The 10,593-nt window shown below is 40.1% G+C and carries 13 protein-coding genes and 1 tRNA gene; 8 read left to right on the top strand and 6 right to left on the bottom strand.

Annotated elements, in window-relative coordinates:
- The first annotated feature begins 87 nt into the window (after positions 1–87).
- Together Q0R37_RS13310 and Q0R37_RS13305 are read left to right on the top strand one after the other, a co-directional pair.
- Positions 88–228 carry a hypothetical protein gene (locus Q0R37_RS13310; protein ID WP_294755028.1) on the top strand — a complete coding sequence of 47 codons (141 nt, stop codon included), beginning with the start codon at positions 88–90 and terminating at the stop codon, positions 226–228.
- A 16-nt stretch (positions 229–244) separates the two neighbouring features.
- A complete protein-coding gene (locus Q0R37_RS13305; protein ID WP_366517441.1) occupies positions 245–514 on the top strand; it encodes a recombinase family protein in 270 nt (89 codons plus the stop codon).
- A 112-nt stretch (positions 515–626) separates the two neighbouring features.
- Here Q0R37_RS13305 and Q0R37_RS13300 read toward each other — a convergent pair whose 3' ends face one another.
- The 3 genes from Q0R37_RS13300 to Q0R37_RS13290 form a co-directional block, all read right to left on the bottom strand.
- Complete coding sequence (locus Q0R37_RS13300; protein WP_294755025.1) at positions 627–1,259, bottom strand: hypothetical protein; 633 nt, start codon at positions 1,257–1,259, stop codon at positions 627–629.
- 223 nt (positions 1,260–1,482) lie between these two features.
- Positions 1,483–1,821, bottom strand: coding sequence for a hypothetical protein (locus tag Q0R37_RS13295; protein WP_294755024.1), 339 nt, complete (start codon positions 1,819–1,821; stop codon positions 1,483–1,485).
- Between the two features lie 23 nt (positions 1,822–1,844).
- The gene (locus tag Q0R37_RS13290) at positions 1,845–2,150 is read right to left on the bottom strand and encodes an ATP-binding domain-containing protein (RefSeq protein ID WP_294755023.1); all 306 of its coding nucleotides are present in this window, start codon (positions 2,148–2,150) and stop codon (positions 1,845–1,847) included.
- A gap of 15 nt (positions 2,151–2,165) precedes the next feature.
- On the opposite strand from Q0R37_RS13290, the gene Q0R37_RS13285 reads away from it, so the two are divergent.
- The 3 genes from Q0R37_RS13285 (at position 2,166) to Q0R37_RS13275 (ending at position 6,147) form a co-directional block, all read left to right on the top strand.
- Complete coding sequence (locus tag Q0R37_RS13285) at positions 2,166–2,549, top strand: hypothetical protein (protein ID WP_294755022.1); 384 nt, start codon at positions 2,166–2,168, stop codon at positions 2,547–2,549.
- Between the two features lie 73 nt (positions 2,550–2,622).
- Positions 2,623–3,822, top strand: coding sequence for a restriction endonuclease subunit S (locus tag Q0R37_RS13280; protein ID WP_294755021.1), 1,200 nt, complete (start codon positions 2,623–2,625; stop codon positions 3,820–3,822).
- 150 nt (positions 3,823–3,972) lie between these two features.
- Positions 3,973–6,147 (top strand): DUF262 and DUF1524 domain-containing protein, encoded by a 2,175-nt coding sequence (locus tag Q0R37_RS13275; RefSeq protein WP_294755019.1) that lies wholly within the window; start codon positions 3,973–3,975, stop codon positions 6,145–6,147.
- 356 nt (positions 6,148–6,503) lie between these two features.
- Here the strand turns inward: Q0R37_RS13275 and Q0R37_RS13270 are convergent.
- The 3 genes from Q0R37_RS13270 to Q0R37_RS13260 form a co-directional block, all read right to left on the bottom strand.
- Positions 6,504–6,588 (bottom strand) — tRNA-Leu (locus tag Q0R37_RS13270).
- A gap of 137 nt (positions 6,589–6,725) precedes the next feature.
- Positions 6,726–6,887, bottom strand: coding sequence for a hypothetical protein (locus tag Q0R37_RS13265; protein WP_294755017.1), 162 nt, complete (start codon positions 6,885–6,887; stop codon positions 6,726–6,728).
- Positions 6,888–7,363: 476 nt separating this feature from the next.
- Positions 7,364–7,957: a hypothetical protein gene (locus Q0R37_RS13260; RefSeq protein ID WP_294755015.1), complete on the bottom strand. Its 594-nt coding sequence runs from the start codon at positions 7,955–7,957 to the stop codon at positions 7,364–7,366.
- 375 nt (positions 7,958–8,332) lie between these two features.
- On the opposite strand from Q0R37_RS13260, the gene Q0R37_RS13255 reads away from it, so the two are divergent.
- Genes Q0R37_RS13255 through hydG form a run of 3 tightly spaced genes read left to right on the top strand, consistent with a single transcriptional unit; the run spans position 8,333 to position 10,533 of the window.
- Positions 8,333–8,581 (top strand): TM1266 family iron-only hydrogenase system putative regulator, encoded by a 249-nt coding sequence (locus Q0R37_RS13255; RefSeq protein WP_294755014.1) that lies wholly within the window; start codon positions 8,333–8,335, stop codon positions 8,579–8,581.
- Between the two features lie 12 nt (positions 8,582–8,593).
- Positions 8,594–9,061 carry a pyridoxamine 5'-phosphate oxidase family protein gene (locus tag Q0R37_RS13250; RefSeq protein ID WP_294755012.1) on the top strand — a complete coding sequence of 156 codons (468 nt, stop codon included), beginning with the start codon at positions 8,594–8,596 and terminating at the stop codon, positions 9,059–9,061.
- Between the two features lie 20 nt (positions 9,062–9,081).
- Complete coding sequence (gene hydG / locus Q0R37_RS13245; protein WP_294755010.1) at positions 9,082–10,533, top strand: [FeFe] hydrogenase H-cluster radical SAM maturase HydG; 1,452 nt, start codon at positions 9,082–9,084, stop codon at positions 10,531–10,533.
- The last annotated feature ends 60 nt before the right edge of the window (positions 10,534–10,593 follow it).

Here is a 10,593-nt window from a genome sequence, read left to right as displayed (position 1 = left end):
CAGTAGACTTCTGAGGAGGTCTGTGGTATGGTGTGTCGTAGCACCAACCGAGGTGCTGCGACTGCCAATACGAATGGAGGTATAAAAATGAAAGCATGGTTATATTACAGACAGTCACGCGACGAGGACGCTGAGATGAACAGTCTTCAGAATCAGCGGCAGATACTCGTGGACTACGCCGAGCAGCACGGCTACGAAATATCAGGCGAAGAATCCGCGACATACTGAGGCTGCGAGAAAGTTCCTGTGGGTGCAGACCTCGGTCAAGCGTATAATCCAGAACGAGGCGTACACAGGAACGCTCGTCAACCACAAGACTGTGACATCGAAGATATATAAGACCGTGGACGTCATTCCGCCCGAGGAACGGTACCGACACGAAAACTTCATGCCTGCGATAATCGACCGCGAGACATTCGATCAGGCACAGGTGCTTCTCGAGAGCAGACTCAGGAGCGGTGTCCGTGCTAAGTTCGGAAACACTATCCACAGATACTGCGGTACCTACATGTAAATAAGCTATCTTCTGGTGATACTGCTACTGCATTTGTTATAGCTAGCGGCTATATTTATTGGCTTTCCGGCAACTACTGTTGCTATAGCTTAAAAAATAAAAAAGTAATTATTTATAAAGCGAAATCTATACGTGTTGTTTGTGGATTCGTATAGCTGCACTTGGTTGAGTAATCTCCTTTTTTGTCATCTGAGATACTCGAGCATTCAGTCGTATACTTTATTGCGGTCTGTTTTCTATTTGTTGTGATTGTGAAATTTTGATGCCTGTAATCTATGTCGTCTGGGCAATATAATCCGAATATATAACAATCATTTGTTTCGACGAGGGTAATGTATGGCTCGAAATCGCCGTCTTTATACTCTATGACTGTGTCGCTTTTTTGTGTCCTATCAAAATACGCATCTTCTGGAGATGAATATAGCTTTCTGCTTTTTGAGATATAGAAGTAGTTACATGAACTAGAGTAATTATTTTCTCCTACGCAGCCATAATTGGACAGAACCATTGCATCTACTTTGTATGCATGGTATTCCTGACATCTCCAATTGTCGACACAATCATAATCGGTTATAACGAATGGTGTTTTTATAAACTCAAATACGCCAAACTCTTTCGGCGGATTATTGCGCCACACTTCCTTTTTGAACGGAATAAAACTGCAAGCAATTACGATTCCGGTAATTGTAGCTAGAATAATCTTTGTTTTTCTTTTGTTTGTGGTATTGGGCTTTACTGTTGTCACTTTAAAATCTCTAAACGTTTTTATTAATAAAAGATTGAGGTACTTACTTTTGTTAGCTTTTACTACTGAATATATGATTATTAGTTAAATTCAACTACTTCTTCGCAGTCTCTGAATTTTACGGCATATAACCCCTCTTCTATCTCGCAATCCCGAACACATCCACCAATAACGTATTCTCCTATATAAGAAAACAGATATCGTGGATTAGGTCCACTATAAATTATTTTGCAGGCTTTATTATTTTAATTGCCCCTCCACGGCGTTTCCTACCGCTTAGTCCAACCGGAGGTCTATATTTAAAGAACTTGAAAAGAGTTTCATTATTGTACTCAACTACTATATACTCGTTAGCTTCATCCGTTGCTTTTAATATTCCTATTTTGCAACCGTATGCGATAATATTCTTTATTGCTGCTAAATTTGAACCGTATTTAGGCTGGACTGAGCCATCGGGAATCGTTATTACCTTATTATCTATTATTCGCTTTTTGACAGCGCCATAAGGGTATTTTTTAATTAGCATACGATAATTTGATACTTTTAAAATATCGTAGTTCATAATTTAATTTTACCATTAACTAATTATTTACTATTGGTCTTAAACACGATTAGCTGATGCTGTGCACGAGTACACGCTGTATATAATAGCTCTTTTTCGTCTTGCTTATACGTATCAATTACTATGACCGCATCAAACTCTAAGCCCTTCGCTTCATATGTGGTATAAAGCATGACATCAAGATCGGGCATATTGAGCTTTGCTACTATTTCTAGTAAATATTGTTTTGTTTCTAAATCCCTGCAAATAATTGAAGCCTTTTTAAAGCCATTATTTATAATCAGCTTGAGGCTATTAACGAGACGGAAGCTATACTTAACGAGCTCCATAAGTCATTTTCTATTTTGACTCAGGAAGAACAAAAGTATGCCAATATGCTTCTTTTAGATATTCAAAAAGGAAATATTAAGATCGAAGACACTAAAAGTCTTTCTGATTATATTAACGAATATGCTATTGAGGCTCATAATGATAGGGTTCATAGATTTGCAGTCGCTATTGGTATTAATGAAGAAGCTTTAAGGAACTTTATGGAAAGGCATGTTACGAGTGATAACTTAAATGAATTTGGCCTTTTCGATAAGCTTCTTGCGACTGTGGATATTCCGACAGCACAAGCATATTTTGAAAAAGTTGAAGGTGCACCCGTAAAAAGGATCAAGGTCAAACTGAAAGTCGATAAACTTCTCAGGCAATTCATCTTGATTAAAGATTTCGATATAGACTAGTATTACTAGCTATTTGACGATTAAGCATAGTTGCTAAAGAAAAGCGAGCCTCTATATGATATAATCGCACCATATGGAGGCTCATGTTTCTTATAACTTTCCACAAATAAGATTTGATGGTTTTACTGACGCTTGGGAACAGCGTAAGTTTGGAGATGAATTCAAATTATCGCAAGGATTGCAGGTCCCTGTAGAGGGGCAATTTGCTGAACAGCTGGAAAATACGGAACAATTTATAAGAATTATAGATGTTACGCAAGAGGGTGAACCACCAAGATATGTCTATAATCCAACAGGCAAAGGAAGAGTAAAAACTGATGATATTTTCTTTGTTCGTTATGGGGCTGTGGGGACCATAGGATATGGGTATAATGGCGTGATTGCCAATAATTTGTTTAAGGCAGAGCCATTATTCAAAGCATGTAATATGTTTTTATTCCAACAGTTTTCGGGAACGGATTTTAATAAAATGTTGAAAGAAATGAGTGCTTCGACATCCATGCCTGCAGTTAATTTTGGAGCATTAAACAACCTGACATTTTCTATTCCAAGCTACGAAGAACAAAATAAAATTGGTGAGTATTTAGGACAACTTGACAATCTTATCTCCCTTCATCGGTGTAAGTATGAAAAGCTTCAAAATATCAAGAAGTCCATGCTAGATAAAATGTTTCCTCAAAACGGATGCCTTTATCCTGAAGTGCGTTTCGAAGGTTTTACTGACGCTTGGGAACAGCGTAAGTTTGGAGATGAATTCAAATTATCGCAAGGATTGCAGGTCCCTGTAGAGGGGCAATTTGCTGAACAGCTGGAAAATACGGAACAATTTATAAGAATTATAGATGTTACGCAAGAGGGTGAACCACCAAGATATGTCTATAATCCAACAGGCAAAGGAAGAGTAAAAACTGATGATATTTTCTTTGTTCGTTATGGGGCTGTGGGGACCATAGGATATGGGTATAATGGCGTGATTGCCAATAATTTGTTTAAGGCAGAGCCATTATTCAAAGCATGTAATATGTTTTTATTCCAACAGTTTTCGGGAACGGATTTTAATAAAATGTTGAAAGAAATGAGTGCTTCGACATCCATGCCTGCAGTTAATTTTGGAGCATTAAACAACCTGACATTTTCTATTCCAAGCTACGAAGAACAAAATAAAATTGGTGAGTATTTAGGACAACTTGACAATCTTATCTCCCTTCATCGGTGTAAGTGTAATACGCTTAAAAGGCTTAAGAAGGCAATGCTTGAAAAAATGTTCATATAGCCCAAAAGAATACTGTAAATTCTACATGAAAAATAGATATATGCTATTTTACAAAAATGTATACAGGCAGCGACTAAAAACTCGGGAACGTTAATGTCAAGGCGTTTAGTAGAAAAATAGAAGAAGAATTAGGAGTTTGGAGGTAATAACATGAAGGCAAACGAGACTAGATTTGATAAATTACTATCCCAAGTAGATAGAAAGTTCTCGATTCCTGTTTACCAAAGAAAATATAACTGGAGCGATACGCAATGTACTACATTGTGGGAGGATATCAAAAAATTAGCAGATAAAGATGGCTCTTCTGGACATTTTATCGGCTCGGTGGTGTGCTATAAGCTTACAGATATCGATCTGCCTGGTGAAATAAAAGAAGAAATTATAATTGATGGGCAGCAGCGCATAACGACATTATCGCTCTTAATGATTGCAATTTGCCGCCTATACGAATCTCAGGCAAAAAAGAATCAAGGCACCGATCTTGGAAATAGCTACGCTAAAACTGTTGATTCAATCAAAAAGAATTTCCTTATAAACGATGGCTTTAATAATGAGGATAGATATAAACTTGTACCCACTGACGAGGATAAGGATACTTATTTCGCACTAATTAATCATCGAGAAGACGATCTGCAAAATGTATCGACACGCATGATTGAAAATTTTCAGCTCTTCTGTGACTACCTTGGAGACGATATTGAACTCGCAAAAAAGATATATGTCGGTATAAATAAGCTTGATCTTGTTTATATTGGCCTAAGCAAAGGAGTCGATAATCCGCAAATTATCTTCGAAAGCATGAATTCAACTGGTATGGATTTGAGTCAGGGTGATCTGCTCAGAAATTTCCTTCTCCTAGATTCTAATACTGAGCAGCAACGAAAGTTATATGATGATTATTGGAGACCAATTGAGCTCGCCTTTGGTAAAGAAGGCTTTTCCGAGCGTTTTGACTATTTCCTCCGTGACTACATTACAATGCTCGAAAAAAGAATTGTGAGACTAGACTCTGGTTATAGCGAGTTTAAACAGTTCTATGAAGATAAAAAAATAACAAAAGAAGATATCCTAAAAAATCTGAGAAAGTATTCAAAGTATTATTGCAAGATTGCTCTTTGCAAGGATGACGACAAAGACTTAAATGAGCTATGGCAAGAGCTAAAAGTTCAGCGCGTAGATACTGCTAATCCTTTCCTCATGCAAGTCTATGGCGATTACGAAGAAGCGCAAGAAACTGGCCAGTTCAAGTTAACAAAAGATGATTTTATTGAAATCGTAAAAGCTGTCAATTCCTATGTCTATCGTCGGTATATTGTAGGAATTCCAACCAATTCCCTAAATAAAACTTTTGCTGTTCTATACAACTCAATTAAGAAACAGGATTATAAGAACAGTGTCTTGGCGACATTAATACTACTTGGCAGCTATAAGCAATTTCCTAATGACGAAGACTTCGCTAAAGCCTTCTCTGAAAAAGATATTTATACCACTAGGCTCAAAAACTACACTCTCGAAAAGCTCGAAAATAATAATCATCTTAATAAAGTTGTTGTTGACGGTACGGATATATCTATTGAACATATCCTGCCTGAAACTGAGGTGCTAAAACCTTGGTGGCAGGAAGTGCTTGGAGAAAACTGGAACGAGCTACAAAAATCTAATATGCACCGTATAGGCAACCTTACGATTACTAAGGGCGTATACAACTCGCAGATGCAAGACTATCCATTCAAAAAGAAGTTGGAAGTTGAAGGCGGAATTAAGTTCAGTAATTACCGTCTTAGCAATGATATAGTTTACGACGAAAATCATAAAGAGCGCGAATCTTGGACGATAGATAATATTAATCAGCGCTCCGAAAAGTTGGCTAAACAAGCACTTGAAATCTGGGCTTATCCAAAATTAACAGAAGACGAATTGAAACCGTATAAGACTCACTATAGGCAGGAAAGAGTCGTCTATGAAGACATAGCACATATGCCTGAAATGAGAGACGATATTGAGGCGATATACGAAGCATTAGATCAAGCTATATTACAGCTCAATAAAGACGTCACTAAGACAATTACAAAGCACTACATAGGCTATAAATACGATTATACAAATTTTGCCGAGATAATTATCTATAAAAACTCCTTAAACGTGATATTGGATATACCATATGAGAATATAGTTGACCCAAAGAATGTAACCGAGAATATAACAGATAAGGGTAGCTGGGGAACCGGCCACGTCAGGATTAAGATATTTAACGGCAAAGATCGTGACTATGTCGTGAACTTGATCAATCAATCGCTCGATTACAGTATCAATGGTTCGGATTAAGACATCATAAATATCGGGGCGTATTTGGATAAAAATTCACCTTACTGAATTGAAGTAGTGGCTAAACAATTTAGTACTACAATATTTCGAAAATAAGTTAACAAAAAATCAGACAGTTAAGACTGTCTGATTTTTATGTATGGTGAGTTGCGGGTGTTGGAGTATGAGTTGATGGTGAGAGTGGGTGAGGCAAGGATGAAGTCGTCTATATGCTTAGGTTTGGTTAAACTTAGGCAACTAAGTAATAAGGTAATCGTCGCTTGCTTGTGTAGGGACAAAAAGAAAAACACCCCTATAAATAGGGATGCTTTTCACTAACGTCAAATGAATACTATCTCCATTGTGACGTCTCATTATGGTGCGGGTGACAGGACTTGAACCTGCACACCTTACGGCATCAGAACCTAAATCTGACGTGTCTGCCAATTTCACCACACCCGCATATTAAATTTTGCTGTCAATTTTGACTGCCGACAGTGGACAGTTTTATAAACCAATGACGTAGCGCGAACGAAATCTAACGTATCTGCCGATTTTACAACATCCGCTTAAGTACGTACAGATCAGAGTTCATCCATCTAACCGTTGTTGTTATCTTGTTTTTTCAGCTTCTCAAAGGATTGGGTATACGGATCCTTGATATTCCACTGTGAACTGTCTATTTCCTGATATTTGAAACGGACGTTAAAATACGGAAATCCGTCCTGCTGTTCCAGCCAGCGGTACTTTCTGTTGGCCAAAATATTCACTACCGAACATAGGATACAAACAGGTATAAAAAAACTAACGATTGAAAAAAGAATGAATTTACCGAAGCAAGAAAAGGTGCAACTATAGTCAGGATATCTCTATGGACATATACACCGCCATAGCCTGCAGCAAGAGTTGCTGCACTGATAAGAAAACCAATCAATGAAGCTGACGATCCTCCGGCTACTCCTGAGTATAATTCACAAAAAGCAATACCACCGAAAGCTGCCATATAGAATATTGCGATGATATTATAGCATCTCTGACATCTTTTGAACGATATCCTTTTTTTACCGTATTCCTGTTCTAAATCCAAAAAACACCTTATCTGAGACTGATGATAGAAAACGAGTGAGATAACTGCAACAATAATTATTATACATGATAACCATAGCTTTGTCAAGTAAATGAGGAGAAATAAAAAGAGGAGTGCAGAACACTCCTCGTTAATAATTCATTCTGAAAGTCACGCTCTTGGTGTGTCAGTAGGCTGTACAGGCTTTGCGACAGCAGGTATATTCTGTACAGGTGCAGCAGGCTTTGGTGCGTCTGCCTGCGGAGCAGGGGACTGTACGGGAGCAGGCTGGACGGGAGCTTGCTGTTCACTTGCTTCCTGAGCAGGAGCTGCGGGAGCAGCGTCCGGAGCCAGATCTGCAGCATCGCTGTTTTCCTGCTTCTCAGCTTCCTTTGGAGCCTCATTCTGAGCTTCCTCGGGCTTTGCAGCAGCCTTGTTTTCGGTTTTATTATCGGACTTGCCGTTTGCTTTCTTTTCGTTTTTCTGTTCAGATTCCTGCTTTTCGGCAATATCGCCCTTAGATTCGATAAAAAGCTCATCATCGGCAATACTTCCGACAAATCTGAGCTGTTTTACAGGGATCCTCTTCAGAGGAGAATATATAAAAGCTTTGCATGAATAATTCTGTTCAACGAGACCTCTTTTTTCACAAAGGACTCTGTTGCCGTCCTTGGTTCTCTTACCGTACATACAGTAATCGCACTTAGGCTCTATCTTTTTATCGAAATATTTAGCTCCGCCCTGGAAAAATGAGAATAAACCCATTGATGATCACCTCAAAAATAAATCTAAAAACAGTATAACACAAATACAAAGATTTGTCCAGTGATTTTTTAAAAATTATATAATTTTTTTAAAATACAATTATCTGATTGTATAAGATAAACAAAAATCAGCAGAAGCTTTATGTTATCGGTTGCTAACAACAAAAAATTGACAATATTATAACAATGTGGTATGATAATAACAGCGGAAAGCAGGATTTATTCTGCTTTTGGCTGATAAAATAATTATTGTTATCGGGCAGCAGGGTGAGAACTCTGTTTTCGGACAGCAGTTGAGCAATATCATATGCAGATACTGTCCGTCCGTCTGGGCGGATTTTTTATTGACTGCTTTTCTGCCTGCAAAGGAGGAGAAATGGAAAGTAAAAGGATAGCGGTAGCAGCAATCGTGATTGATGAACAGTCAGCTTCCGTGGAGGTCAACAGTGTTCTTCACGACTACAGCGATATAATCATCGGGCGAATGGGTCTGCCATATAAGGAAAGAGGCATATCACTCATATCAGTGGCGCTTGACGCCGAACCCGACGTCATAAGCAGTCTCACGGGCAGACTCGGACAGATACAGGGCGTTTCCGTCAAGGCTGCTATTTCAAAGAAGTAATAGGTGAGCTTCATGAGAAGAAATGACAGGAAAATAACCGACGAAACAGCTGTCAGGCAGTTTATTTCGGGAGAGAAGATACTTCGTGTAGGCTTCAATGACAATGGTGAGGTCTATATCGTGCCTGTAAACTACGGATATTCTGAGGCTGACGGTAGATATACCTTCTATTTTCACGGTGCTGCGGCAGGAAGAAAGTACGAGCTTGCCCATAGCGTACCGTCCGTGGGCTTTGAAATAGACGGCAGGTATGAGCTTATAGGAGCTGACACAGCCTGCGGTCACTCTGCGAGGTTTATGAGCGTTATCGGTACAGGAGTTCTTTCCCTGATAGATGGCTCTGACGAAAAGAAAGCTGCTCTTGAATATGTGATGAAGCAGGCAGCAGGCAGGACGGGGCTTGCGTACAGCGATGAAGTTCTGAGCCGTACCGCGGTGTATAAACTTGAAGTAAAAACAATGTCATGTAAGGCGAAATAAGTACAGGAGGAAATATATATATGTATGATGTTAAGTCTATGAATGCGGACGATTTTATAAATGACGAGGAGATACTTGCAACTTTGGAGTACGCCGATAAGAACAAGCATAACCGCGAGCTTATCGAGCAGATACTTGAAAAGGCAAGACCTAAGAAAACAGGCAGGGGAGTTGAATGTGCAGGACTTTCACACCGTGAGGCAAGCGTACTTCTTGCCTGTGATATCCCTGAAATGACCGAGAAGATGTATGAGCTTGCAAAGGAGATAAAGCAGGCATTTTACGGCAACAGAATAGTAATGTTCGCACCGCTTTATCTTTCCAACTACTGTGTAAACAAGTGCGTATACTGTCCGTATCATATGCAGAACAAGGAGATCCCACGCAAGAAGCTCACTCAGGAGGAAGTGCGTCAGGAGGTCATTGCGCTTCAGGATATGGGACACAAGCGTCTTGCTATTGAGTCGGGAGAGGACCCTGTAAACAATCCTATCGAATACATCCTCGAATGTATCAATACGATCTACTCGATCAAGCACAAGAACGGAGCTATCCGCCGTGTAAACGTAAATATCGCTGCTACAACCGTTGAGAACTACCGCAAGCTCAAGGAAGCGGGCATCGGTACTTATATCCTCTTCCAGGAGACATACCACAAGGCAAGCTATGAGGTGCTTCATCCCGCAGGACCCAAGCACAACTATGCATATCACACAGAGGCTATGGACAGAGCTATGGAGGGAGGCATAGACGACGTAGGTCTCGGCGTTCTCTTCGGACTCGACAAGTACAGATATGAATTTGCGGGACTTCTCATGCACGCCGAGCACCTCGAGGCTGTTCACGGCGTAGGCCCTCATACTATTAGTGTTCCGAGACTCAGAAGAGCTGCCGATATCGACCCCACAGCCTTCGATAACGGCATTGATGACGATACATTTGCTAAGATAGTAGCTTGTATAAGAATAGCAGTTCCGTACACGGGAATGATAATCTCCACCCGTGAGAGCGAAGCCTGTCGTGAAAAGGTCCTCGGTCTCGGTGTATCACAGATATCAGGCGGTTCAAGAACCTCCGTAGGCGGCTATGCAGGCTACACTCCCGAGGAGCGTCCGCATGATACCGAGCAGTTTGACGTATCAGACCAGCGTTCGCTCGATGAAGTCGTAAAATGGCTCATGGATGGAGGCTATATTCCGTCATTCTGCACAGCCTGCTATCGTGAGGGACGTACAGGTGACCGCTTCATGGCACTTTGCAAGGTAGGACAGATACAGAACTGCTGTCACCCTAACGCTCTTATGACATTGCAGGAGTACCTCTCGGACTATGCTTCACCCGAAACAAAGGCAGTAGGAGAAGCGCTTATTGCCAAGGAGATACAGAACGTTCCCGACGAAAAGCGCCGTCAGCGTGCTATTGAGTACCTTGACAGCATAAAGAACGGCGGTCAGCGCGATTTCAGATTCTGATATTAAGCCTGAGAGTGAAAAAGCTCTCAGGCTTTTCATATATAAGCAAAAATTATATTT

The organism is uncultured Ruminococcus sp. (assembly GCF_946415235.1).
Classification (GTDB): Bacteria; Bacillota; Clostridia; order Oscillospirales; family Ruminococcaceae; genus Ruminococcus.
This window is presented reverse-complemented; position numbering and strand designations above follow the sequence as displayed.

What these genes read in the sequence shown, in the direction of transcription:
- hydG (WP_294755010.1), top strand. Translation starts at nt 9,082, where the DNA reads ATGTATGATGTTAAGTCTATGAATGCGGACGATTTTATAAATGACGAG.
- Q0R37_RS13275 (WP_294755019.1), top strand. Translation starts at nt 3,973, where the DNA reads ATGAAGGCAAACGAGACTAGATTTGATAAATTACTATCCCAAGTAGAT.
- Q0R37_RS13250 (WP_294755012.1), top strand. Translation starts at nt 8,594, where the DNA reads ATGAGAAGAAATGACAGGAAAATAACCGACGAAACAGCTGTCAGGCAG.
- Q0R37_RS13260 (WP_294755015.1), bottom strand. Translation starts at nt 7,957, where the DNA reads ATGGGTTTATTCTCATTTTTCCAGGGCGGAGCTAAATATTTCGATAAA.
- Q0R37_RS13255 (WP_294755014.1), top strand. Translation starts at nt 8,333, where the DNA reads ATGGAAAGTAAAAGGATAGCGGTAGCAGCAATCGTGATTGATGAACAG.
- Q0R37_RS13295 (WP_294755024.1), bottom strand. Translation starts at nt 1,821, where the DNA reads ATGAACTACGATATTTTAAAAGTATCAAATTATCGTATGCTAATTAAA.
- Q0R37_RS13290 (WP_294755023.1), bottom strand. Translation starts at nt 2,150, where the DNA reads ATGGAGCTCGTTAAGTATAGCTTCCGTCTCGTTAATAGCCTCAAGCTG.
- Q0R37_RS13280 (WP_294755021.1), top strand. Translation starts at nt 2,623, where the DNA reads ATGGAGGCTCATGTTTCTTATAACTTTCCACAAATAAGATTTGATGGT.
- Q0R37_RS13310 (WP_294755028.1), top strand. Translation starts at nt 88, where the DNA reads ATGAAAGCATGGTTATATTACAGACAGTCACGCGACGAGGACGCTGAG.